19 protein-coding genes and 1 pseudogene are annotated in these 25,311 nt (G+C 59.6%); 9 read left to right on the forward strand and 11 right to left on the reverse strand.

Going from position 1 to position 25,311, the window contains the following annotated elements; genetic code table 11:
- The first annotated feature begins 6 nt into the window (after positions 1–6).
- The 3 genes from JFU37_RS28050 (at position 7) to JFU37_RS28060 (ending at position 1,791) form a co-directional block, all read left to right on the forward strand.
- Positions 7–408 (forward strand): ACT domain-containing protein, encoded by a 402-nt coding sequence (locus JFU37_RS28050; protein ID WP_201120374.1) that lies wholly within the window; start codon positions 7–9, stop codon positions 406–408.
- Positions 409–415: 7 nt separating this feature from the next.
- Complete coding sequence (locus JFU37_RS28055; protein WP_201120376.1) at positions 416–1,018, forward strand: LysE/ArgO family amino acid transporter; 603 nt, start codon at positions 416–418, stop codon at positions 1,016–1,018.
- A gap of 176 nt (positions 1,019–1,194) precedes the next feature.
- The gene (locus JFU37_RS28060) at positions 1,195–1,791 is read left to right on the forward strand and encodes a superoxide dismutase (protein ID WP_201120378.1); all 597 of its coding nucleotides are present in this window, start codon (positions 1,195–1,197) and stop codon (positions 1,789–1,791) included.
- Positions 1,792–1,956: 165 nt separating this feature from the next.
- Here JFU37_RS28060 and JFU37_RS28065 read toward each other — a convergent pair whose 3' ends face one another.
- Positions 1,957–2,268, reverse strand: coding sequence for a YqfO family protein (locus tag JFU37_RS28065; RefSeq protein WP_201120379.1), 312 nt, complete (start codon positions 2,266–2,268; stop codon positions 1,957–1,959).
- Positions 2,269–2,273: 5 nt separating this feature from the next.
- A complete protein-coding gene (gene purL, locus JFU37_RS28070) occupies positions 2,274–6,170 on the reverse strand; it encodes a phosphoribosylformylglycinamidine synthase (RefSeq protein WP_201120381.1) in 3,897 nt (1,298 codons plus the stop codon).
- 273 nt (positions 6,171–6,443) lie between these two features.
- On the opposite strand from purL, the gene mltF reads away from it, so the two are divergent.
- Positions 6,444–7,904: a membrane-bound lytic murein transglycosylase MltF gene (gene mltF / locus JFU37_RS28075; protein WP_201120382.1), complete on the forward strand. Its 1,461-nt coding sequence runs from the start codon at positions 6,444–6,446 to the stop codon at positions 7,902–7,904.
- A gap of 10 nt (positions 7,905–7,914) precedes the next feature.
- Here mltF and pdxJ read toward each other — a convergent pair.
- The 8 genes and pseudogenes from pdxJ to lptF form a co-directional block, all read right to left on the reverse strand.
- Positions 7,915–8,646 (reverse strand): annotated as a pseudogene (gene pdxJ, locus JFU37_RS28080) (pyridoxine 5'-phosphate synthase); the annotation flags it as partial.
- 74 nt (positions 8,647–8,720) lie between these two features.
- The gene (recO, locus tag JFU37_RS28085; protein ID WP_201120384.1) at positions 8,721–9,410 is read right to left on the reverse strand and encodes a DNA repair protein RecO; all 690 of its coding nucleotides are present in this window, start codon (positions 9,408–9,410) and stop codon (positions 8,721–8,723) included.
- 132 nt (positions 9,411–9,542) lie between these two features.
- Positions 9,543–10,445 carry a GTPase Era gene (era, locus tag JFU37_RS28090; RefSeq protein ID WP_059403406.1) on the reverse strand — a complete coding sequence of 301 codons (903 nt, stop codon included), beginning with the start codon at positions 10,443–10,445 and terminating at the stop codon, positions 9,543–9,545.
- Positions 10,438–11,127, reverse strand: coding sequence for a ribonuclease III (gene rnc, locus JFU37_RS28095; protein WP_033053426.1), 690 nt, complete (start codon positions 11,125–11,127; stop codon positions 10,438–10,440). Before rnc ends, era begins: the two co-directional genes overlap by 8 nt.
- A gap of 184 nt (positions 11,128–11,311) precedes the next feature.
- Positions 11,312–12,166: a signal peptidase I gene (gene lepB / locus JFU37_RS28100; RefSeq protein ID WP_201120385.1), complete on the reverse strand. Its 855-nt coding sequence runs from the start codon at positions 12,164–12,166 to the stop codon at positions 11,312–11,314.
- A 5-nt stretch (positions 12,167–12,171) separates the two neighbouring features.
- The gene (lepA, locus tag JFU37_RS28105; protein ID WP_201120387.1) at positions 12,172–13,971 is read right to left on the reverse strand and encodes a translation elongation factor 4; all 1,800 of its coding nucleotides are present in this window, start codon (positions 13,969–13,971) and stop codon (positions 12,172–12,174) included.
- A gap of 171 nt (positions 13,972–14,142) precedes the next feature.
- Entirely contained in the window at positions 14,143–15,204 is a 1,062-nt protein-coding gene (gene lptG, locus JFU37_RS28110) for an LPS export ABC transporter permease LptG (RefSeq protein ID WP_201120395.1), read from the reverse strand.
- Positions 15,197–16,315, reverse strand: coding sequence for an LPS export ABC transporter permease LptF (lptF, locus tag JFU37_RS28115; protein WP_201120397.1), 1,119 nt, complete (start codon positions 16,313–16,315; stop codon positions 15,197–15,199). Before lptF ends, lptG begins: the two co-directional genes overlap by 8 nt.
- A gap of 1,574 nt (positions 16,316–17,889) precedes the next feature.
- Between lptF and JFU37_RS28120 the strand changes: the two genes are divergently transcribed.
- The 5 genes from JFU37_RS28120 to rlmF all read left to right on the forward strand — a co-directional run bounded on the left by JFU37_RS28120 (position 17,890) and on the right by rlmF (position 24,656).
- Positions 17,890–19,380, forward strand: a complete 1,491-nt coding sequence (locus JFU37_RS28120; RefSeq protein ID WP_201120399.1) for a leucyl aminopeptidase — start codon at positions 17,890–17,892, stop codon at positions 19,378–19,380.
- Positions 19,381–19,530: 150 nt separating this feature from the next.
- The gene (locus tag JFU37_RS28125) at positions 19,531–19,959 is read left to right on the forward strand and encodes a DNA polymerase III subunit chi (protein ID WP_201120401.1); all 429 of its coding nucleotides are present in this window, start codon (positions 19,531–19,533) and stop codon (positions 19,957–19,959) included.
- Between the two features lie 8 nt (positions 19,960–19,967).
- Positions 19,968–20,342, forward strand: coding sequence for a DNA polymerase III subunit chi (locus JFU37_RS28130; RefSeq protein WP_201120403.1), 375 nt, complete (start codon positions 19,968–19,970; stop codon positions 20,340–20,342).
- A gap of 219 nt (positions 20,343–20,561) precedes the next feature.
- Positions 20,562–23,408 carry a valine--tRNA ligase gene (locus JFU37_RS28135; protein ID WP_201120404.1) on the forward strand — a complete coding sequence of 949 codons (2,847 nt, stop codon included), beginning with the start codon at positions 20,562–20,564 and terminating at the stop codon, positions 23,406–23,408.
- Between the two features lie 225 nt (positions 23,409–23,633).
- Positions 23,634–24,656 (forward strand): 23S rRNA (adenine(1618)-N(6))-methyltransferase RlmF, encoded by a 1,023-nt coding sequence (gene rlmF / locus JFU37_RS28140; RefSeq protein ID WP_033056419.1) that lies wholly within the window; start codon positions 23,634–23,636, stop codon positions 24,654–24,656.
- A gap of 198 nt (positions 24,657–24,854) precedes the next feature.
- Here the strand turns inward: rlmF and JFU37_RS28145 are convergent, their stop codons facing one another.
- The gene (locus tag JFU37_RS28145; RefSeq protein WP_007905514.1) at positions 24,855–25,136 is read right to left on the reverse strand and encodes an HU family DNA-binding protein; all 282 of its coding nucleotides are present in this window, start codon (positions 25,134–25,136) and stop codon (positions 24,855–24,857) included.
- Positions 25,137–25,311: the final 175 nt, after the last annotated feature.

The raw sequence follows: 25,311 nt of genomic DNA on the forward strand, positions 1-25,311 counted from the left end.
ACCGACATGGCTGGCGAAACGTCATTGGCCACTCTTTTGCGCAGCATGAGCCCGCAACTCAACGCTGGCGATTACGTGTTCTGCACCCTGCGCGACGGCAAGCTACCGGCGGACCTTGAGATCATCGGCAGCTTTCGCGAACAGGAAGGTCTGACGGTGATTCTCGAGCGCTCCCATGCCGAGAAGGCCGGTTTCAGTTTCGATTACATCGCCGCGTGGATCACCTTGAACGTGCATTCGGCCCTCGAAGCCGTCGGCCTGACCGCCGCGTTCGCGACGGCACTGGGCAACGCCGGCATCAGCTGCAATGTGATCGCCGGTTACTACCACGACCACTTATTCGTCGGTCAGTCCCATGCCCAACGCGCGATGCAAGTGCTGCGCGATCTGGCAGCCAACGGGGAGTAAACAGCTTATGTGGCAAAGTTATGTAAACGGCCTGTTAGTGGCCGCCGGGCTGATCATGGCGATCGGCACTCAGAACGCCTTTGTGCTCGCTCAAAGCCTTCGGCGCGAACATCACCTGCCGGTGGCAGCGCTCTGTGTGACGTGCGATGCATTATTGGTCGCCGCCGGCGTATTCGGCCTGGCGACGGTGCTGGCGCAAAACCCGACCTTGCTGGCCGTTGCCCGTTGGGGGGGCGCCGTATTTCTGATCTGGTATGGCAGTCAGGCGCTGCGTCGGGCCTGTTCGAAACAAAGTTTACAGCAGGGTGAGCACCAGACCGTACGCTCACTGCGAGCGGTGATGCTCAGCGCCCTGGCCGTGACGCTGCTCAACCCGCACGTCTATCTGGACACGGTGCTGCTGATCGGCTCCCTCGGCGCTCAACAGACTGAGCCCGGCGCTTATGTCGTCGGCGCGGCCAGCGCATCGTTGCTGTGGTTTTTCACACTGGCGCTGGGTGCGGCCTGGTTGGCACCCTGGCTGGCGCGGCCGAGTACCTGGCGAATCCTCGATTTGCTGGTGGCGGTGATGATGTTCACTGTGGCCTTTCAATTAATCACCACGCCCTGATTATTCCAAAAGGCTCTGGAACCTCTATCCCACACAGTTGTTGCGTGGTTATGCCGTCCCCCCGGTGCTATGATCCGGTTCGCTGCGCCGCAAAGAGTACAAACTCCCCGGCGCTTGTCTGGCCGCCCGTGATCGGCCTTGCGCTCACCGCAACTGACCTGATTAGGAGAATCATCATGGCTTTCGAATTGCCGCCGCTGCCTTACGCACACGATGCCCTGCAGCCGCACATTTCCAAGGAAACTCTGGAATACCACCACGACAAGCACCACAACACCTACGTCGTGAACCTGAACAACCTGGTGCCAGGCACCGAGTTCGAAGGCAAGACTCTGGAACAAATCGTCAAGACTTCCTCGGGTGGCATCTTCAACAACGCTGCTCAAGTCTGGAACCACACTTTCTACTGGAACTGCATGGCGCCAAACGCCGGCGGTCAACCAACCGGCGCGCTGGCTGAAGCCATCAACGCAGCCTTCGGTTCGTTCGACAAGTTCAAGGAAGAGTTCAGCAAGACGTCCATCGGCACCTTCGGTTCCGGTTGGGGCTGGCTGGTGAAAAAGGCTGACGGTTCCCTGGCCCTGGCCAGCACCATCGGCGCCGGCAACCCGCTGACCAGCGGCGACACCCCGCTGCTGACCTGCGACGTCTGGGAACACGCTTACTACATCGACTACCGCAACGTTCGTCCAAAGTATGTCGAAGCGTTCTGGAACCTGGTCAACTGGAAATTCGTGGCTGAGCAGTTCGAGGGCAAAACCTTCACCGCTTAAGATCGACTGTAGGAGCGAGCTTGCTCGCGATAGACGTTAACGATAACGCGTGTTTACTGGCTAAACGCGGCGTTCTTGAGTCCATCGCGAGCAAGCTCGCTCCTACAACAGGCCATAAAAAAACCCGCTGACGAATCAGCGGGTTTTTTATTGCCTGTTGCAGGATCAGAAATCCTCCAACCGCCACACCTCGTAAGCCGGTGTCTCGTAGGGATGACTCGCTTTCAGAGCCATCACCACCGAACGAATCAACTCATCCGCCACCACCAGCTCAACTTTCCATTCCTCAACGTGCTCGACCTGCCCCGCTTCGCCAATGAACGGCTGACTGCCGTCCAATGGCCGAAACTGACCTTGCCCAAGCACCTGCCACGCGCAGTGATCATAAGCCCCGATTCGCCCACCACCGGCAGCGAACACGGCACTTTTGACCAGCTCTACATGACTGTCCGGAACAAAAAAGCTGAGCTTGTACACGGCGCTTAGTTCACCCACACGCGAGCATTACGGAACATACGCATCCAAGGTGCGTCTTCGTTCCAGTCTTCCGAACGCCACGAGTTCTGCACTGCGCGGAACACACGCTCCGGGTGCGGCATCATGATGGTCACGCGACCGTCACGGCTGGTCAGCCCGGTGATCCCGCGTGGCGAGCCGTTCGGGTTGGCCGGGTATTGCTCGGTGACCTTGCCATGGTTGTCGACGAAACGCATGGCCACGCAACCCGACAGATCAGCTTCCAGCAACGCTTCTTCGCTGGCGAACTCGGCATGACCTTCGCCGTGAGCGATGGCGATCGGCATGCGCGAACCGGCCATGCCCTGCAGGAAGATCGAATTCGATTCCTGAACCTGAACCATCGCCACGCGTGCTTCGAACTGTTCGGAACGGTTACGCACGAAGTGCGGCCAGAACTCGCTGCCCGGGATCAGTTCATGCAGGTTGGACATCATCTGGCAACCGTTGCACACGCCGAGGGTGAAGCTGTCGTTACGTTCGAAGAAGCCCTGGAACGCATCGCGAGCACGGCTGTTGAACAGCGCGGACTTGGCCCAGCCTTCACCGGCACCCAAAACGTCGCCGTAGGAGAAACCGCCGCACGCCACCAGACCTTTGAACTCGTTCAGGTCGACACGGCCGGCCAGAATGTCGCTCATGTGCACGTCGATCGCGTTGAAACCGGCGCGGTCGAACGCGGCCGCCATTTCCACCTGACCGTTGACGCCCTGCTCACGCAGCACGGCAACTTGTGGGCGGATGCCTTTCTTGATGTAAGGCGCGGCGACGTCCTGGTTGACGTCGAAGCTCAGCTTGACGCTCAAGCCCGGGTTGTCTTCTTCCAGCAGCACGTCGAACTCTTGCTCGGCGCAGTCGGCGTTATCACGCAGACGCTGGATCTGGTAGCTGGTCTCGGCCCACTGACGTTGCAGCAGACGGCGCTGACCTTCGAACACGGTTTCGCCGTTGAAGGTGATGTTGATCTGGCCGTTGTTCATCGGCTGACCGATCACCGACACACAGTCGCCCAAACCGGCAGCACTGAACTGCGCGAGGATGTCCGGTGTGGCGTCCTGACGAACCTGAATCACCGCACCCAGTTCTTCGTTGAACAGGATGGCAGCGATGTCGGCGGACGTTTCTGCCAGACCGTCGAGGTTCAGGCTCAGACCGCAGTGGCCGGCGAACGCCATTTCCACCACGCTGGTCAGCAGACCGCCGTCGGAACGGTCGTGGTAAGCCAGCAGGTGACCATCGGCGTTGAGGCCCTGGATCACCGCGAAGAAGGCTTTCAGGTCTTCGGCGTCATCGACGTCCGGCGCTTGCGAGCCAAGCTTGCCGTGAACCTGAGCGAGAATCGAGGCGCCCATGCGGTTCTGGCCACGGCCCAGATCGATCAGGATCAGGTCGGTGGTGCCTTTGTTCATGCGCAATTCCGGCGTCAGGGTTTGACGAATGTCAGCCACTGGCGCGAAACCGGTCACGATCAGGGACATCGGCGACGTCACGGTCTTGTCGACGCCTTCGTCATTCCAGCGCGTGGCCATGGACATCGAGTCCTTGCCCACTGGAATGGTGATGCCCAGGTCAGGACACAGTTCCATGCCGACCGCTTTCACGGTGTCATACAGACGCGCATCTTCGCCCGGGTGACCGGCAGCGGACATCCAGTTGGCCGACAGTTTGATGTCGGAGATCTTGTTGATACGCGAAGCGGCGATGTTGGTCAGGGTTTCGCCGATGGCCATGCGGCCCGACGCCGGAGCGTCCAGCAGTGCCAGCGGAGTCCGCTCGCCCATGGCCATGGCTTCACCGGTGTAAACGTCGAAGCTGGTGGCGGTGACGGCAACGTCAGCCACCGGAACCTGCCACGGGCCGACCATTTGGTCACGGGCCACGAGGCCGGTGATGGTGCGGTCGCCGATGGTGATCAGGAAGCTTTTGCTGGCCACGGCCGGGTGATGCAGGACGCGCTCGACGCAGTCGGCAATTTCCAGCGTGCTTGGATCGAAGTCGTCGCCCAGTTCGTTTTCACGAACGGCCGAACGATGCATGCGTGGCGCTTTGCCCAGCAGCACTTCGAGTGGCATGTCCACCGGGCTGTTGCCGAAGTGGCTATCGGTGACGGTCAGTTGCGGTTCGGCAGTGGCTTCACCGACGACAGCAAACGGGCAACGCTCACGTTCGCAGATCGCCTGGAAGCGGTCGAAGTCGGCCGGGCCCACCGCCAGAACGTAACGTTCCTGGGATTCGTTACTCCAGATTTCGTGCGGGGCCATGCCCGGCTCGTCGTTTGGAATGTTGCGCAGCTCGAAGCGACCGCCACGGTTGCCGTCGTTGACCAGCTCCGGGAAGGCGTTGGACAGACCGCCCGCGCCGACGTCGTGGATGAAGCTGATCGGGTTTTTGTCACCCAATTGCCAGCAACGGTCGATGACTTCCTGGCAGCGACGTTCCATCTCAGGGTTTTCGCGCTGTACCGATGCGAAGTCCAGGTCCGCCGAGCTGGTGCCGGTGGCCATGGAGGAAGCCGCGCCGCCGCCCAGACCGATCAGCATCGCCGGGCCGCCGAGCACGATCAGCTTGGAGCCAACGGTGATCTCGCCTTTCTGTACGTGTTCGGCACGGATGTTACCCATGCCGCCGGCCAGCATGATCGGCTTGTGGTAACCGCGAACTTCGTCGCCACGCGGAGTGGTGATCGACTGTTCGAAGGTACGGAAATAACCGGTCAGGGCCGGACGACCGAATTCGTTGTTGAACGCGGCGCCACCCAGTGGGCCTTCGATCATGATGTCCAGCGCGGTGACGATGCGCTCCGGCTTGCCGTACGGCACTTCCCACGGCTGTTCGAAGCCCGGGATTTGCAGGTTGGACACGGTGAAACCGGTCAGGCCAGCCTTCGGCTTGGCGCCGCGACCGGTAGCGCCTTCGTCGCGAATCTCGCCACCGGAACCGGTGGATGCGCCCGGGAACGGGGCAATCGCGGTCGGGTGGTTGTGCGTTTCGACTTTCATCAGGATGTGCACCGGTTCCTGCACCGCGCCGTACTGGCGGGTTTCAGGGTCCGGGAAGAAACGGCCGGCAACGTTGCCGACGATCACCGAGGCGTTGTCCTTGTAAGCCGACAGAACGCCTTCGCTGTGCATCACGTAGGTGTTCTTGATCATGCCGAACAAGCTTTTTTCCTGGCTCTGACCGTCGATGTCCCAACTGGCGTTGAAGATCTTGTGACGGCAGTGCTCGGAGTTCGCCTGGGCGAACATCATCAGTTCGATGTCATGCGGGTTGCGTTTCAAGCCGACGAAGGCATTGACCAGGTAGTCGATCTCGTCTTCGGCCAGGGCCAGGCCCAGCTCGGTGTTGGCTTTTTCCAGCGCGGCGCGGCCGCCACCCAGCACGTCGATCGCGGTCAGCGGCTTGGGTTCGGCGTGGCTGAACAGACCGGCAGCCTGTTCAAGGTTACCGAGGACGATCTGGGTCATGCGGTCGTGCAAGGCATCGGAAATCAGCTGTGCTTCGGCGTCGCTGAACTGGCCGGCCACGTAGAACGCGATGCCGCGCTCCAGGCGCTGGATCTTGCTCAGGCCGCAGTTGCGAGCGATGTCGCTGGCTTTACTGGACCATGGAGAGATAGTGCCAAACCGTGGCAACACCAGGAACAGACGACCGGTCGGTTCTTGAACCGGAACACTTGGGCCGTACTTCAGAAGGCGCGCAAGCACCTGCTGTTCGTCGCCGGTCAGGACGCCGGTAACTTCGGCGAAGTGAGCGAACTCAGCATACAGGCCGCTGACAGCCGGGACCTTCTGGCTCAGTTGCTCAAGGAGTTTGCTGTGGCGAAAGGCAGAAAGGGCAGGAGCGCCGCGCAGGATCAACATCTTCGGGACAGCCTCGGGAGGGGTGTGCTTTGAGGCCGTGCATTCTAGCCTAAACCGCCCGCGACATCACCCGAAACGGTACGCGAGGCTGTACCCGAACGTCGGGCCGGGGATTTGGGCGCTAATCAACGGTTCGCCGGGGGTTATTTTTACGCTCATAAATTGCCATTTGAGCCCATTCCTGCGGGCTCCAAGCGGGTTTCCAGCTCTCTAGCAGACAAGCCCTTCGCTGTCGAGATATGGCGCTCGTGGTCCTTTGCGTATACTGCGCAGATGTTTTCCCCAACGGCTTTGCGTCCGCGGTACGCCAAATGGCTGATCGCAACCGGACTCTTCCTGATGCTCAGTGGCTGTGTTGATAAACCCAACACGCTGGAGCGCGTAAAGGAGGATGGCGTGCTGCGGGTGGTTACCCGTAACAGCCCCGCCACCTACTTTCAGGATCGCAACGGTGAAACCGGCTTCGAATACGAGCTGGTGAAGCGCTTCGCCGAAGATCTGGGGGTCGAACTCAAAATCGAAACCGCCGACAACCTCGACGACCTGTTCAGTCAGGTGGGCAAACCCAACGGCCCGGTACTGGCGGCCGCCGGCCTGGTCGCCAGCGAAGAACGCAAAAAGCAGGTACGGTTTTCCCACTCCTACCTGGAAGTCACCCCTCAGATCATCTACCGCAACGGCCAATCACGGCCCACCGACGCGGGTGATCTGGTTGGCAAAAAGATCATGGTGCTCAAGGGCAGCACCCACGCCGAGCAATTGGCGGTGCTGAAAAAGAAATACCCCGGCATTGAATACGAAGAGTCCGACGCGGTTGAAGTCGTCGACCTGCTGCGCATGGTCGATGAAGGCCAGATCGATCTGACCCTGGTCGACTCCAACGAAGTGGCGATGAACCAGGTCTACTTCACCAACATACGGGTCGCCTTTGATCTCGGCGACGCCAGCAACCAGAGCTGGGCCGTGGCGGCGGGTGATGACAACAGCCTGCTCAATGAGATCAACGCCTACCTCGACAAGGTGAAGAAAAACGGCACCCTGCAACGCTTGAAAGACCGCTATTACGGCCACGTCGATGTGCTCGGTTACATGGGGGCAACCACCTTCGCCCAGCACTTGCAGCAACGGCTGCCCAAATACGAGCAGCACTTCAAGGCGTACGCCAAGAAAGAACAGGTCGACTGGCGACTGCTGGCGGCGATCGGTTATCAGGAATCACTGTGGCAGCCGGCTGTCACGTCGAAGACCGGTGTGCGCGGTTTGATGATGCTGACCCAGAACACCGCGCAGGCCATGGGCGTGTCCAATCGACTCGACCCGAAGCAAAGCATCATGGGTGGCGCCAAGTACCTGGTTTATATGAAGGATCAGCTCGATGAGTCGATCCAGGAGCCGGATCGCACCTGGTTTGCACTGGCGGCCTACAACGTCGGCAGCGGCCACCTGGATGACGCGCGTAAACTGGCGGCGAAGGAAGGGCTGAACCCGAACAAGTGGCTGGACGTCAAGAAAATCCTGCCACGCCTGTCAGAGAAGAAGTGGTACAGCAAGACGCGTTATGGCTACGCCCGAGGCGGCGAGCCGGTGCATTTTGTGGCGAACATCCGTCGCTACTACGACATCCTGACGTGGGTGACGCAGCCACAGCTTGAGGGCAATCAGGTGGCTGAAGGCAACCTGCATGTGCCCGGGATCGACAAGACCAAGCCGGCTCAGGAACCTGCGCCGCTTTAAAACAAAAGATCGCAGCCAGAATCAACGCTTTCATTTCCGACACTGCCGACTTGAAACCCACGAACAACGCATGGGCCACCAATGCATGGCCAATGTTCAATTCGTTGATACCCTTGATTGCGGCGACCGCTTCGACGTTGTGGTAATGCAAACCGTGACCGGCGTTGACGATCAAGCCTTGGGCCAAACCAAACGCCACACCATCGGCCACACGCTTAAGCTCTTCAGCCACTTCTGTCGGCGTCTCGGCATCGGCGTAACGACCGGTGTGCAGTTCAATGGCTGGCGCACCTACGCGTTTGGAGGCTGCAATCTGCCGTTCGTCGGCATCGATGAACAGCGACACTTCACAGCCGATTTTCGCCAGACGATCCACCGCCGCCTTGATCCGTGCTTCCTGCCCCGCGACATCCAGGCCGCCTTCGGTGGTCAGCTCCTGACGGGTTTCCGGGACCAGGCAAATGTGTGCCGGGCGGATGCGCTCGGCGAACGCCATCATTTCTTCGGTGACGCCCATTTCGAAATTCATGCGGGTTTGCAGGACATCCTTGAGCAGCAACACGTCGCGCTCCTGGATGTGCCGACGGTCTTCGCGCAGATGCACGGTGATGCCGTCAGCGCCCGCCTCTTCCGCATCCAGTGCTGCCTTGACCGGATCCGGATAGCGAGTGCCCCGGGCCTGACGCAGGGTGGCGACGTGGTCGATGTTCACGCCAAGAAGAATGCGATTGCTGGTGGTCACGGAAGCGCTCCTGAAGAGGGGAAAGTTCGGTGCACAGCATACACAAGGAGATAGGGTCTGTTGATCAACAGACCCTACGGCTTGCGAAACAACTCTCGGGAAACCAGCGGACGACCGCCCAAATGAACGGCCAGTGCCTGACGCATCAAGCGCTTGGCGGCAGACAGCGCGCCAGGGGCGGACCAGTCTGCCTCGGCCATGGCCAGCAGTTCGGTGCCGTTGAACAGGCCGGGTTGCAGCAGATAGACCTGCTCCAGGCCCGCGTCCACTTGCAAACGATAAAGACCATCCGGCGCGATCGGCTCGCCGTGGATGTCGGTGTTCAGCGCAAAGCCGTAACCGAGATCATCCAGCAGGCGCCATTCGAAGGAGCGCAGCAACGGCTCAAGCGCGCGACCCTCGGCCAGAGCGAGCAACGTCGCGGCGTAGTGATCGAATACTCCAGGATGAGGGTCTTCAGAGGGCAACAGACGAATCAACAGCTCATTGAGGTAGAGACCGCTGAACAGTGCCTCACCGATGAGCCAGGTCGAAACGCCGGCGCTTTCCATGCGCCCGACGTTCTTCAATTCTCCGCGCCCGCGGAACTCGACTTCCAGTGGCACGAACGGCCGCGCCAGCGTCCCGGCCTTGCCTCGCGCACTGCGCAATACCGCCCGCAGCCGACCTTGTGGCGTGAGGAAATCCACCAACGCGCTGTTTTCGCGGTAGGCGCGGGAGTGGAGGACGTAGGCGGGTTGGCCGAGGGGTGGGGTTGGGGACATGGGCTTCTCGCGAGGTGTAGGAGCGAGCTTGCTCGCGATGGTGGATAACGATAACGCGGGCTTTCTGAATGAATGCGGCGCTCTCAAGTCCATCGCGAGCAAGCTCGCTCCTACAGGGGGTCCTGCGGTGTATTACAGGTCGCCGTAACCCAACGAACGCAGGGCGCGTTCATCGTCAGACCAGCCGCCCTTAACCTTGACCCACAGGTTAAGCATGATCTTGGAGTCGAACAGCAACTCCATGTCCTTGCGCGCCTCGGTGCCGATGCGCTTGATGCGCTCGCCCTTGTCACCAATGATGATTTTCTTCTGGCCGTCACGTTCCACGAGGATCAAGGCATGGATATGCAGGGTTTTGCCCTGCTGCTTGAATTCTTCGATTTCCACGGTGATCTGATACGGCAACTCAGCGCCCATCTGACGCATGATTTTCTCACGCACCAGCTCAGCGGCGAGGAAGCGGCTGCTGCGGTCGGTGATCTGGTCTTCAGGGAAGAAGTGATCGTTTTCCGGCAGGTAACCGGCAATCACGCGCTCCAGCGCTTCGAGGTTGTGCCCGTGCTGAGCCGAGATCGGCATGATCTGCGCGTTCGGCAGCTGTTCCTGCAACCAGCTCAGGTGCGGCATCAATTCGGCTTTGTCTTCGATGCGGTCAGTCTTGTTCAGCGCCACGATCAGCGGGCCGGTCACGTATTGAACGCGCTCGAGGACCATCTGGTCTTCGTCGGTCCACTTGGTGCGGTCAACCACGAAGATCACCACGTCGACGTCTTTCAACGCAGCCGAAGCGGTCTTGTTCATGTAGCGGTTCAAAGCCTTTTCGCCGCCCTTGTGCATGCCCGGGGTGTCGACGTAGATCGCCTGCACGGCGCCTTCGGTCTTGATGCCCAGCATGTTGTGGCGAGTGGTCTGAGGCTTGCGCGAGGTGATCGCGAGCTTCTGACCAAGGATGTGGTTCAGCAGCGTGGACTTGCCCACGTTTGGACGGCCGACGATGGCGACATAGCCACAGCGAGTTGCAGTTGAATCAGTCATGGCCATTCTCCACGCCCAGGGCAATCAGTGCTGCGGCGGCCGCTACCTGTTCGGCAATACGACGGCTCACACCCTGACCTCGGCTTTTTTCATTCAGTAAGGTGATTTCACATTCGACGAAGAACGTCCGGCAATGCGGCTCACCCTGGATATCCACCACTTCGTATCGCGGCAGCTCACAACCCCGGGACTGCAGGAATTCCTGCAGGCGGGTTTTTGGATCTTTGTTGGTGTCGACCAGCGTCAACCCTTCGAACTCACCGGCCAGCCAGGCCAACACGCGCTCACGCGCCATGTCCATGCCGGCGTCCAGGTAGATCGCACCAATCAGTGCTTCCAGGGCATCGGCCAGAATCGATTCGCGACGGAAACCGCCGCTTTTCAACTCGCCGGAACCCAGGCGCAGGTATTCGCCCAGATCGAATCCCCGGGCCAGTACGGCCAGGGTCTCGCCTTTTACCAGGCGTGCGCGTAAACGGGACAGCTGTCCTTCGCGGGCCAGCGGGAAGCGGTCGAACAGCGCCTCGCCAGCGACGAAATTGAGTATGGCATCGCCGAGGAATTCCAGGCGTTCGTTGTTGCGCCCGGCAAAGCTGCGGTGAGTCAGGGCCAGGACCATCAGCTCCTGATCCTTGAAGGTGTAGCCGAGCTGACGCTCTAGACGGCTTAAGGAGACGCTCACGGTTTACCCACGCTGAGTTCGTGGCTGGATTCCACCGCCATCGCCGTGATGCGGCGCAGGCTTGGGACAATTAACGCTGTGTTCAAAAATAACGTCCTGAATATCATTGGCTTCATGCTTTCGGTGCCGAATGTGTCGACGCCAGAAAAGCATTCGGCGCTGTGTTCAACAGCGCCGTGGGTGATTACTTGATCAGGCCAACCCGCGAGAAATTCGGCAGGTGACTGAGTTTAGGTTCTGGCCAGCTCATCCAGACTGCGAAGGCCTTGCCGACGATATTCTTGTCGGGAACCATGCCCAGCAGATCCTTGGGAATACTCGGATCATCCCAATAGCGACTGTCGTTCGAGTTGTCGCGGTTGTCGCCCATCATGAAGTAGTGCCCGGCGGGCACGGTCCACGAATGTTCCGGTGTTGCGCGATAGCGGCTCATTTCCTTGCGGATAAGATGCTCGGCGGCGCCGAGTTTTTCCTTGTAGAGCTCAGCGCTGCCCAACGTGCCCGGCTCGGAGCCGATCATTTGTTCGGCAACCGATTCACCGTTGACGAACAGACGCTTGTCGGCGGTGTAACGAATCTGGTCACCCGGCAGGCCTACCACACGCTTGATGTAGTTGACGTTCGGATCGCTCGGGTAGCGGAACACCATCACGTCGCCGCGCTGTGGCTCACCGACTTCGATGATTTTCTTGTCGATCACCGGCAAGCGGATCCCGTAGGAAAACTTGCTCACCAAAATGAAGTCGCCGACGTCCAGGGTCGGTTTCATCGAGCCGGATGGAATCTGGAACGGTTCCACCAGGAACGAACGCAGTACCAGCACGATGAACAACACCGGGAAGAACGACTTGCCGTATTCGACCAGCAGCGGCTCTTTGTTCAGTTTCTCGACCACCACCCCATCAGGCTGGCTGACGCTGCCTTGATAGGAGGCAATGGCGGCACGCCGACGCGGCGCCAGGAAAACCAGATCGAGCAACGCCAACAGGCCGCAGACGAACACGGCGATGACCAGCAACAGCGGGAAATTTAGCGACATAGGACCTAACTATCCAACCTGAGCACTGCAAGGAAGGCTTCTTGTGGAATTTCCACGTTACCGACTTGCTTCATGCGTTTTTTACCGGCCTTTTGCTTTTCCAACAGCTTGCGCTTACGACTAACGTCACCGCCGTAGCATTTGGCCAATACGTTCTTTCTGAGTGCCTTGACGGAAGTCCGCGCAATGATCTGCCCGCCAATGGCGGCCTGGATCGCAACGTCGAACATCTGCCGCGGAATCAGTTCTTTCATCTTCTCGGTCAACTGGCGACCTTTATAGTGCGCATTGTCACGATGCACGATCAACGCCAGGGCGTCGACTTTGTCACCGTTAATCAGCACATCCAGCTTCACCAGACTAGCCGATTGATAACGGTCGAAATGGTAATCCAGCGAAGCATAGCCGCGGCTGGTGGATTTCAGACGGTCAAAGAAGTCCAGGACCACTTCGTTCATCGGAATATCGTAGGTCACCTGGACCTGGGACCCAAGGAACAGCATGTCGTGTTGTACGCCACGCTTCTCGATGCACAGGGTAATGACGTTGCCCAGGTGCTCTTGCGGCACAAGAATATTGGCCCGCACGATCGGCTCACGCATGTCTTCGATCGAAGACACGTCCGGGAGCTTGGACGGGTTGTCGACGTAAATCGTTTCACCGGTTTTCAGCAACAGCTCGAAAATAACGGTGGGCGCTGTGGTGATCAGGTCCAGGTCGTACTCGCGCTCGAGGCGCTCCTGGATGATTTCCATGTGCAGCATGCCGAGGAACCCGCAACGGAAGCCGAAGCCCAGGGCGTCGGAGCTTTCCGGGGTGTACTGCAGGGACGAGTCGTTGAGCGTGAGCTTTTGCAGCGCTTCACGGAAATCTTCGAAGTCATCGGAGCTGACCGGGAACAGACCGGCGTAAACCTGTGGCTGAATGCGTTTGAAGCCTGGCAGCACGTCGACGTCAGGCGTCGAGCTCAAGGTCAGGGTGTCGCCCACTGGCGCACCGTGAATGTCCTTGATGCTGGCGATGATGAAGCCCACTTCGCCAGCCTTGAGGTCGGCCGTGGGGGTGTGCTTGGGATTGAACACACCGACGCTGTCCACCAGGTGGATCTTGCCGGTGGATTTGACCAGGATCTTGTCGCCCTTCTTCACACGGCCGTGGCGCACGCGTACCAGGGAAACAACGCCCAGGTAGTTGTCGAACCAGGAATCGATGATCAACGCTTGCAGCGGATCTTCGTAGTTGCCGGTTGGCGCAGGAATGGTCTTGACCAGACGCTCGAGCACCTCGTCAACGCCCAGGCCTGTCTTGGCGCTGCACTCGACCGCATCGGTGGCATCGATGCCGATGATTTTTTCGATTTCTTCTTTGACGCGGTCCGGATCGGCCTGTGGCAGGTCGATCTTGTTCAGGACCGGCATGACTTCCAGGCCCTGCTCGATCGCCGTGTAGCAGTTGGCTACCGATTGCGCTTCAACGCCCTGACCGGCATCGACCACCAGCAACGCACCTTCACAGGCCGCCAGCGACCGGCTGACTTCATAGGTGAAGTCGACGTGGCCCGGGGTGTCAATGAAGTTCAGCTGATACTTGATGCCGTCTTTGGCGGTGTAATACAAGGTGACGCTGTGGGCCTTGATGGTGATCCCGCGTTCACGTTCCAGGTCCATGGAGTCCAGAACCTGGGCTTCCATTTCGCGCTCGGCAAGGCCGCCGCACATCTGGATGAAGCGATCGGCCAGCGTCGACTTGCCATGGTCAATGTGGGCGATGATGGAGAAATTGCGGATATGACTCAAATCACTCACGGATCAACACTCAAAAAGGCTGCAGGCATAGCCCGCCGAAAAATAGCCGGGAATTGTACCTGATCCACGGCGCAAGCGTCACGTTCGCAGGTCAGACGGCACGTACAAAAACGCCCCGGTCTCGCGACAGGGGCGTTTTTCATGACCAGCCAGGTCGGGAAATACCCGTAATCAACCGGCTCGCCGTAACAACCAGACCCCGGCCAGGGCACAAACGCCCGCCGGAACCAGCACTGCAAACAGCGGCGAGAAACCGAATACCAGGCTCGAAGGCCCCAACAGATCCTGGACGATGCGGAAGGTGAAGCCCACCAGCACGCCGGTGAACACCCGCTGACCCAGGGTCACCGAGCGTAGCGGACCGAAGATGAAGGAAATAGCCATCAGCACCAGGGCGGCGGTGACCAATGGTTGCAACACCTTGACCCAAAATGCCAGCCAGTAGCGGCCATTGTTCAGCCCCTGATCAGCCAGGTAGTGGATGTAACCCCACAGACCGGTGATCGACAACGCGTCGGGGGTCATCACCACCGTATCCAGGAGTTCCGGGCTCAGCGCCACGTTCCAGCGCTCGACCGGTGCAGTGACCACTTCAGTGCTCTTGTCATGGAACAGCGTCGTGGTGACGTCGCTCAACTGCCAGTGATCCTTGTCGAAATCCGCTCGCTTGGCGAAGCTTGAAGTCAGCATATGGCGCTGATCGTCGAAACTATAACGGGTGACGCCATACAGCACGCCATTGGGCTGCACGGCATTGATGTGAATGAACTCGCCTCCCTGGCGATGCCATAGACCATGCTTGGAACTTTGCGCATCGCCACTGCCCTGAGCCAGGGAACGGTTGGCCTGAGCGGTGCTTTCGGTCGCCGGCGCCACGTATTCGCCAATCAACACACCCGCTACCATCAGGACCAGCATTGGCTTCATGACCGCCCAGACAATTCGACCGACCGACACGCCCGCAGCGCGCATGATGGTCAACTCGCTGTGACTGGCCAGGCTGCCGAGGCCGATCAGGCAACCAATCAGCGCAGCCATCGGCAACATGTCGTAAAGACGACGCGGCGCAGTCAGGAGCACGAAACTCAATACGTCTACCATGGTGTAGGTATCGCTGACCTCACCCATTTCGTCGATGAAGGCAAACAGCGTTGCCAGACCGAGAATGACCCCCAGTACCGCCAGGATCGCAATGAACACGCTGCTACCGATGTAGCGGTCGAGCTTAACCACGAGCCACCTCCCGCGCGCTGCGCAGACTCGCCCGCTTCAACTGCAGAGGTTCCCAATAGAGCAGGCCCAGACCGATGACCAGGAACATCGCATGCACCCACCACAAACCCAGCTCATGCGGAATCTTGCCCTTTTCAAGGGCGCCACGAGCGGCAATCAGGATAGACAGGTAACCCATATAAAGAAGAATCGCCGGTAAAAGCTTTAGGAAACGACCCTGGCGCGGATTGACCCGCGACAGCGGCACCGCCATCAAGGTCACGATGAAGACCAGCAGCGGCAAGGACAGACGCCATTGCAGCTCGGCGCGCAAACGCACGTCGTCGCTGTCCATCAATGTACCGGTGCTCATTGCATCGCGGTCGGTAACCTCGTCGCTGACATCCGGTTTTGGCAACAAGACGCCGTACTCGTCGTACTTGATCGCACGGTAGTCGGCCTGCCCCGGATTACCATCGTAGCGATAGCCGTTGTCGAGAATCAGGTAGCGATTACCGTCCGGGCGAATTTCCTGACGGCCTTTTTCGGCCACCAACACGGAAATGCCGCGATCCTTATTATCGGACGAGACGTTTTTCTGCGAAATAAATACACCGCCAAGGTTGATGCGGTCATCCGACAACTTTTCGGTGTAAGTCACACGGGTTCCGTCACGCAGGGCCTGGAAGCGCCCCGGTTCCAGGGTATCGAACTCGGTCAGTGCATCCTGTTTGTTCAGCAACAGCTGGAACTGGTTGGCCCCTTGTGGCGCCAGGCTCAGGCTCAGCCAGGCCACCATCAGTGCAACCAGTGTGGCCGGAAACAGGGTGATGACAAACAGACGCTGCTGGCTCATGCCGGTGGCCGACAGCACGGTCATCTCGCTTTCCAGGTACAGACGACCATAGGCGAGCAGGATGCCGAGGAACAGCCCCAGAGGCAGAATCAGTTGCAGGAAACCCGGCAGGCGAAAGCCCATGATCAGAAACAGAGAGCCTGGATCCAGAAGGCCGGCAGCCGCTTGAGCGAGGTACTTGATGAAGCGTCCGCTCATGATGATGACCAGCAGCACGGCGCTGACGGCGCTCAAGGTCAACAGGACTTCGCGGGATAGATAACGGAAGACAATCAAACCAGACACTCCAGGGTTGTCAGGCTAAGGCGGCCAAACAAGCAAACGTATCAGGCAGCCCGTAGGGCAGAGCCGCCGAAAAAAGATGGCGCATTATCCTGTGATTGGGTGCGCCTGTCACTGCGCAATGCATTGGCGCGAGGCTGTGGGTGTAGGAGCGAGCTTGCTCGCGAAGGTCGTCAACGATAAAGCGGCAAGCCTGACACCCCGCGGCGGTCTCGGGTTTTTCGCGAGCAAGCTCGCTCCTACAATCGTATAACCGAGGGGTGTAGGAGCGAGCTTGCTCGCGAAGGTCGTCAACGACAAAGCGGCAAACCTGACACCCCGCGGCGGTCTCGGGTTTTTCGCGAGCAAGCTCGCTCCTACAATCGTATAACCGAGGGGTGTAGGAGCGAGCTTACTCGCGAAGGTCGTCAACGATAAAGCGGCAAGCCTGACACCCCGCGGCGGTCTCGGGTTTTTCGCGAGCAAGCTCGCTCCTACACTCGTATAACCGAGGTGCGTAGGAGCGAGCTTGCTCGCGAAGGTCGTCAACGATAAAGCGGCAAGCCTGCCACCCCGCGGCGGTCTCGGGTTTTTCGCGAGCAAGCTCGCTCCTACACTCGTATAACCGAGGGGTGTAGGAGCGAGCTTGCTCGCGAAGGTCGTCAACGATAAAGCGGCAAGCCTGACACCCCGCGGCGGTCTCACGTTTTTCGCGAGCAAGCTCGCTCCTACACTCGTATAACCGAGGTGCGTAGGAGCGAGCTTGCTCGCGAAGGTCGTCAACGATAAAGCGGCAAGCCTGACACCCCGCGGCGGTCTCACGTTTTTCGCGAGCAAGCTCGCTCCCACAATCGTATAACCGAGGAGGTGTAGGAGCGAGCTTGCTCGCGAAGGTCGTCAACGATAAAGCGGCAAGCCTGACACCCCGCGGCGGTCTCGGGTTTTTCGCGAGCAAGCTCGCTCCTACAATCGTATAACCGAGGGGTGTAGGAGCGAGCTCGCTCGCGAAGGTCGTCAACGACAAAGCGGCAAACCTGACACCCCGCGGCGGTCTCAGGTTTTTCGCGAGCAAGCTCGCTCCTACAATCGTATAACCGAGGGGTGTAGGAGCGAGCTTGCTCGCGAAGGTCGTCAACGATAAAGCGGCAAGCCTGACACCCCGCGGCGGTCTCGGGTTTTTCGCGAGCAAGCTCGCTCCTACAATCGTATAACCGAGGGGGTGTAGGAGCGAGCTTGCTCGCGAAGGTCGTCAACGATAAAGCGGCAAGCCTGACACCCCGCGGCGGTCTCGGGTTTTTCGCGAGCAAACTCGCTCCTACACTCGTATAACCGAGGTGCGTAGGAGCGAGCTTGCTCGCGAAGGTCGTCAACGATAAAGCGGGAAGCCTGATACCCCGCTGCGGTCTCGGGTTTTTCGCGAGCAAGCTCGCTCCTACAATCGTATAACCGAGGGTTGTCAGCCTCGGGGCGTGAGGTTCAAACTGCGGCCTTTGTCGCAGGCCGTGACTTGCGTCTTTCTATATATAAGCAAGCGACGCACGCCGAGCGTCGAGCGCTTGCGTGTTGACCATTAATTCAGGGACCCGGACATGGAACTGGTTGTAAAAAGCGTTAGCCCAGAAACGTTGAAAACCGCCACTCTGGTGGTCGCCGTCGGCGAAGGCCGCAAGCTCGGCGCCGTCGCCAAACAACTTGACGAACTGAGCGGTGGCGCGATCAGCGCCGTGCTCAAGCGCGGCGACCTGGCCGGCAAAGTTGGCCAGAGCCTGTTGCTGCACAGCCTGCCGAACCTCAAGGCCGAACGCGTTTTGCTGGTCGGCGTGGGCAAGGATGAAGAGCTTGGCGATCGCCCGTTCCGTAAAATCATCGCCGGCATCCTCAACACCCTTAAAGGCCTGGGTGGCAGCGATGCCGTGTTGGCCCTGGACGAAGTGGTCGTCAAAGGCCGCGACAGCTACGGCAAGACCCGCCTGCTGGCTGAAACCCTGGTGGACGGCGAATACCAGTTCGATCAGTTCAAAAGCCAGAAAGCCGAGCCTCGCACGCTGAAGAAAGTCACCCTGGTGACCATCAAGGCTGCACAGGCTGAAGTCGAGCGCGCCGTGGCCCACGCCACCGCAATCGCCAACGGCATGGCGTTTACCCGTAACCTGGGCAACTTGCCACCGAACATCTGCCACCCGACGTTCCTCGGCGAACAAGCCAAGGACCTGGGTAAAGAATTCAAAAGCCTGAAAGTCGAAGTCCTTGACGAGAAGAAGATCAAGGACCTGGGCATGGGCTCGTTCTACGCCGTCGGCCAGGGCAGCGCCCAGCCACCGCGCCTGATCGTCATGCAATACAACGGCGGCAAGAAATCCGAGAAGCCGTACGCACTGGTCGGCAAAGGCATCACCTTCGATACCGGCGGCATCAGCCTGAAGCCAGGCGCCGGCATGGACGAAATGAAGTACGACATGGGCGGTGCTGCCAGCGTGTTCGGTACACTGCGCGCCGTGCTCGAATTGAAGCTGCCGATCAACCTGGTGTGCATCCTGGCCTGCGCCGAGAACATGCCGAGCGGCAACGCTTCGCGCCCGGGTGACATCGTCACCACCATGAGCGGCCAGACCGTAGAAATCCTCAACACCGACGCCGAAGGCCGTCTGGTGCTGTGCGACGCCCTCACCTACTCCGAGCGTTTCAAGCCGCAAGCCGTCATCGACATCGCGACCCTGACCGGTGCTTGCGTCGTCGCGCTGGGTTCCCACACCTCGGGCCTGCTGGGCAACAACGACGAACTGATCGGCCAACTGCTGAGCGCCGGCCAGTCCGCCGACGACCGCGCCTGGCAACTGCCGCTGTTCGATGAGTATCAAGAGCAACTGGACAGCCCGTTCGCCGACATCGCCAACATTGGCGGCCCCAAAGCCGGCACCATCACCGCGGCCTGCTTCCTGTCGCGCTTCACCAAGAACCTGAATTGGGCGCACCTGGACATCGCCGGCACCGCCTGGACCAGTGGCGGCAAGGACAAGGGCGCCACTGGCCGCCCGGTTCCCCTGCTGACCCAATACCTGCTGGACCGCGCTAAAGCTTAACCGTCGTGTAGGAGCGAGCTTGCTCGCGAAGATCGTCAACGATAACGCAGGGAACCCGCATAAACGCGGCGTCTTTGTGTTTTTCGCGAGCAAGCTCGCTCCTACAATTCCCGGGTCAATTCTATAGCCACCCCGGGGCCAGGAACCGCAATGACCAAAGTCGACTTCTATATCCTGCCCAGCGCCGATCCATCGGCGCGACTGGACTTCGCCTGCAAGCTCACCGAAAAAGCCTGGCGCATGGGCCACCGCATCTACCTGCATTGCAGCGATGCGGCCCAGCGCGATGATCTCGATGCGCGTTTGTGGGCGTTCAAGGGCGAAAGCTTCGTGCCCCACGGCCCCGCCGAAAGCGAGCCGGACGGTTTGATTGTCCTGGGTGTTGGCGATAACTGCGGTCAGCATCAGGACTTGCTGGTCAACCTCGACCTGAAAGTCCCGACCTTTGCCCCCCGCTTCGCCCGCGTGGCGGAAGTGGTGGTGGAAGATCCGACGATTCGCACGGCTGCGCGGGAGAGTTTCCGTTTCTACCGCGAACAGGGCTATCCTCTGCAAGATCACCGTTTACAGCGACTCTGAGCATTCCGATGGACACTCCAAAACCGCTGCAAAAGTCCGCGCACTTGCTGGACGACCTCGAGTCGATCCGCCAACTGCTCGGCGATGACAACCTGCAACCGCCGCTGCTGACCGATACGGTCAACGACGATGACCAGGAACAAATTCCGATGCTGTTCGAGGCCGTCGACAACCCGCCGCCCGTCACCGAACCGAGCGCTGCCCCGGCCGCACCCACCGCCGAAAAAGGCCCTGATGCCTTGCTGCATCTGGATGGCGAACTGCGTGCCGCCGCCATGTTGATCATGCAAGACGTGATCGACGACTTCGCGCCGCACATCGAAACCGAAATCAAACGCCGCCTCGCTGCGCGGATGGAACGGCTCCTCAGTCAATACGAGTAATCCCCAATCCCCTCTGTGGTGAGGGGATTTATCCCCGTTCGGCTGCGCAGCAGTCGTCAACCCTGTAAATGCGTATTCCGAATGAAATGCTGGGGGCTGCTTCGCAGCCCAACGGGGATAAATCCCCTCGCCACAGTCTGCCCCTGCTCGCCCTTCGCCCCATGCCCCGCTATACTCGTCGGCTTTTCCTGAATTAATGCCAATAGGGTCCCGCCGCGCATGGATAAGACCTACCAGCCGCACGCCATTGAAACTTCCTGGTACAACACCTGGGAGTCAGAGAATTACTTCGCCCCGCAAGGCGCGGGCGAGTCCTACACCATCATGATCCCGCCGCCGAACGTCACTGGCAGCCTGCACATGGGTCACGGCTTCAACAACGCGATCATGGACGCCCTGATCCGTTTCCGCCGCATGCAGGGTCGCAACACCCTATGGCAGCCGGGCACCGACCACGCCGGTATCGCCACGCAAATGCTGGTGGAACGTCAACTCGAAGCCCAAGGCCAGAATCGCCACGACCTCGGTCGTGAGAAATTCCTCGAGAAAGTCTGGGAGTGGAAGGATCAGTCCGGCGGCAACATCAGCCGTCAGATCCGCCGCCTCGGCTCGTCCGTGGACTGGGGCCGTGAGCGCTTCACCATGGATGACGGCCTCTCGGAAGCGGTTAAAGAAGCGTTCGTTCGCTTGCATGAAGACGGGCTGATCTACCGCGGCAAGCGCCTGGTCAACTGGGACACCAAGCTGCACACGGCGATTTCCGACCTCGAAGTGGAAAACCACGACGAGAAAGGTTTCCTGTGGAACCTGAAGTACCCACTGGCCGACGGCGCCAAGACCGCTGAAGGCGATGATTTCCTGATCGTCGCGACCACTCGTCCGGAAACCATGCTCGGCGACGCCGCCGTTGCCGTGAACCCGAACGATGAACGCTACAAAGCCCTGATCGGCAAATTTGTCGAGCTGCCGCTGGTCGGCCGCCGCATCCCGATCATCGTCGACGATTACTGCGACCCTGAATTCGGCACCGGCTGCGTGAAAATCACCCCGGCCCACGATTTCAACGACTACGAAGTCGGCAAGCGTCACAACCTGCCACTGCTGAACATCTTCGACAAGAACGCCGCCGTACTGCCGGCCTGTCAGGTGTTTAACCTCGACGGCACGCTGAACGAAAGCATCGACGGCAAGATCCCGGCCGAATACGCCGGTCTCGACCGCTTCGAAGCGCGTAAGCAAATCGTTGCAGCGTTCGATGCCGCTGACCTGCTGGTCAGCGTCAACGATCACGCACTGAAAGTGCCGAAAGGCGACCGCTCCGGGACCATCATCGAGCCGTGGCTGACCGACCAGTGGTACGTGTCGACCAAGCCATTGGCCGAGCCTGCAATTGCCGCCGTTGAAGATGGCCGCATTGCCTTCGTACCGAAACAATACGAAAACATGTACTTCTCGTGGATGCGCGACATCCAGGATTGGTGCATCAGCCGTCAGCTGTGGTGGGGCCACCGGATTCCGGCCTGGTACGACGAGTCGGGCAAGGTCTATGTCGGTCGCGACGAAGCCGAAGTGCGTGCCAAGCACAACCTCGGCCCGGACGTTGCGCTGCAACAGGACAACGATGTTCTCGACACCTGGTTCAGTTCGGGCCTGTGGACCTTCTCCACCCTCGGCTGGCCTGAACAGACCGAGTTCCTGAAGAAATTCCACTCCACCGACGTGCTGGTGACCGGCTTCGACATCATTTTCTTCTGGGTTGCCCGGATGATCATGCTCACCATGCATTTGGTGAAAAACGAAGACGGCACGCCGCAGGTTCCGTTCAAGACTGTGTATGTTCACGGTCTGGTGCGTGATGGCCAGGGCCAGAAGATGTCCAAGTCCAAGGGCAACGTCCTGGACCCGCTGGACATCATCGACGGCATCGAGCTGGAAGAGCTGGTGCAGAAACGCACCTCCGGCATGATGCAGCCGAAGCTGGCGAAGAAGATCGAGAAGCAGACCCGCGACGAGTTCGCCGACGGCATCGCCAGCTACGGCACTGACGCCCTGCGCTTCACCTTTTGCTCGCTGGCGTCCACCGGTCGCGACATCAAGTTCGACATGGGCCGCGTCGAAGGCTATCGCAACTTCTGCAACAAGATCTGGAACGCCGCGCGTTATGTTCTGGACAAGGGCGAAGACTGCGGCCAGAACGGCGAAGCTTACGAGCTGTCACTGGCGGATCGCTGGATCATCTCGCAGCTGCAACGCACTGAAGCTGAAGTGACCCGTCAACTCGACCAGTTCCGCTTCGACCTGGCGGCACAAGCCTTGTACGAGTTCATCTGGAACCAGTATTGCGACTGGTACCTGGAACTCTCCAAGCCGGTGCTGTGGGACGAAAACTCGCCCGTTGAACGTCAACGCGGCACCCGTCGCACGCTGGTTCGGGTACTGGAAGTGGCCCTGCGCCTCGCGCACCCGTTCATGCCGTTCATCACCGAAGAAATCTGGCAGCGCATCGCGCCGCTGGCCGGTATCGAAGGCAAGACGATCATGCTGCAACCTTGGCCAGTGGCCAATGAAGAGCGCATCGACCAAGGCGCCGAAGACGACATCGAATGGCTCAAGGGCGTGATGCTGGGCACACGTAACATTCGTGGCGAAATGAACATCGGCCCGGGCAAGCCGCTGAACCTGTTCCTGAAAAACGTCAGCGCCGAAGATCAGCGTCGTCTCACCGAGAACGAAACCCTGCTGAAGAAACTGGCTCGCCTGGAATCGATCACCGTATTGGCTGTCGGCGAAGAAGCACCGCTGTCCGCCACCGCGCTGGTGGGTGAGATGGAAGTTCTGGTGCCGATGGCCGGCCTGATCGACAAGGACGCCGAACTGGCGCGCCTGGACAAGGAAATCCTGCGCCTGCAGGGCGAAGTCCAGCGCGTGGGTGGCAAGTTGTCCAACGCAGGCTTCGTCGACAAGGCTCCGGCCGAAGTCATCGACAAGGAGCGCGCCAAACTGGCTGAAGCCGAACAGGCTCTGGGCAAACTGGCCGAGCAACATGCGCGGATTGCCAGTCTGTAACGGCAAATCGCAATGAAAAGGGAGGCCCAAGTGGTCTCCCTTTTTTATGCCCGCCACATTCCCCTGTAGGAGCTGCCGAAGGCTGCGATCTTTTGATTTTGCTTTTTAAAAAACAACATCAAAAGATCGCAGCCTTCGGCAGCTCCTACAGGGGATATGCGTCATCAGGGAGCGGATGTGGGACAATACCCGCCACTTTCAGCCATACCCGAATCGACCACGCCCATGAACGCCCCCCGCACACCTAGACCTGCGCGCAAGAAGCCTGACTCCGCCACCCCGGCCAAAGCCGTGGAACCGCGTGAAAAGGCCAGCCTGCACCCGCGCAACCGCCATCAGGGTCGCTACGACTTCCCGGCGCTGATCAAGACCACGCCGGAACTGGCGAAGTTCGTGATCATTAACCCGTATGGCAAGGAAAGCATCGACTTCGCCAGCCCCGACGCGGTGCGGGTGTTCAACCGGGCGCTGCTCAAGTCGTTCTACGGTGTGGCCCACTGGGACATCCCGGCCGACTACCTGTGCCCGCCGGTTCCGGGCCGTGCCGATTACGTGCATTTCCTGGCCGACTTGCTGGCCAGCGTCAACGACGGCGAAATCCCTCGCGGCGCACCGGTCAAGGTGCTCGATATCGGCATGGGCGCCAACTGCGTCTATCCGTTGATCGGTTACAGCGACTACCGCTGGCACTTCCTCGGTTCGGAAATCGACCCGACAGCCGTGGCCGCCGCCAAAGCCATCGTGCAGTCCAACGGGTTGAACAAAGCCATCCAGTTGCGCCAGCAAAGCAATCCCAAGCACATCTTGCTGGGCCTGCTCGAACCCGGTGAACGCTTTGACCTGACCATGTGCAACCCACCGTTCCACGCCTCGATGGACGAAGCGACCAAGGGCAGCGAGCGTAAATGGCGTGCACTGGGCCGCGCCGACCCGAAACGTAAACTGCCGGTGCTGAACTTTGGCGGTCAATCGGCCGAACTATGGTGTGAAGGTGGCGAAGCACGTTTTGTGACGCAACTGATCGCCGAGAGCGCGCATTTTCAACATAAAGTGCTCTGGTTCAGCACCTTGGTGTCGAAAGCCTCGAACCTGCCGGCGATCCAGACCGCGCTGAAAAAAGCCGGCGTGTTGGAAAGCCAGGTCGTGGAAATGTCCCAGGGGCAGAAGCAAAGCCGCTTCGTCGCCTGGACTTTCCAGACCAAGTCCGAGCAGCAGGTCTGGCGTGAACGCTGGGTGAAAAAAAGCTGAGTAACTGACCGACGCAGATCAACTGTGGGAGCGGGCTTGCTCGCGAATGCGGTGTGTCAGTCACCATTAAAGTCGACTGACATACCGCATTCGCGAGCAAGCCCGCTCCCACATTGGTTTAGCGGTGTTGAGGGTAAATCACAGACACAAAAAAGCCGTGCCCGGATCACTCCGGAGCACGGCTTTTTTTACTGCGTCTTACTTGTTAACAGCGTCGGTCAGGCCTTTGGCCACAACCAGCTTGATAACTTTCTTGGCAGCGATTTCGATGGCAGCGCCAGTCGAAGGGTTGCGGCCGGTACGGGCAGGACGCTCAGTCACTTTCAGTTTGCCGATACCTGGCAGAGTGATTTCGCCGCCGTTTTCCAGCTGATCGGCAACGATTTGGCCCAGTTGGTCCAGAGCGTTACGCGCGGTGGTTTTTGGCGCGTCGATAGCTTCAGCGATGTCAGCGATCAGTTGGTCTTTAGTAAGAGCCATGTAGTGTTCCTTCCCTATCAAATTCATATGGTTTGCAGTGTGCAGTGTCAGCCATCGAGCCCGATCATCTGGATCCGGCACCCTCGGCCAATAACAACGGGATCGGGGTTATAGATACCGAAATCTGGGTTTGGTTCGACCTGACAAATGCTGAATGCACGCTTAACGCAGTGAC

It is taken from the genome of Pseudomonas sp. TH41, assembly GCF_016650695.1.
Classification (GTDB): Bacteria; Pseudomonadota; Gammaproteobacteria; order Pseudomonadales; family Pseudomonadaceae; genus Aquipseudomonas.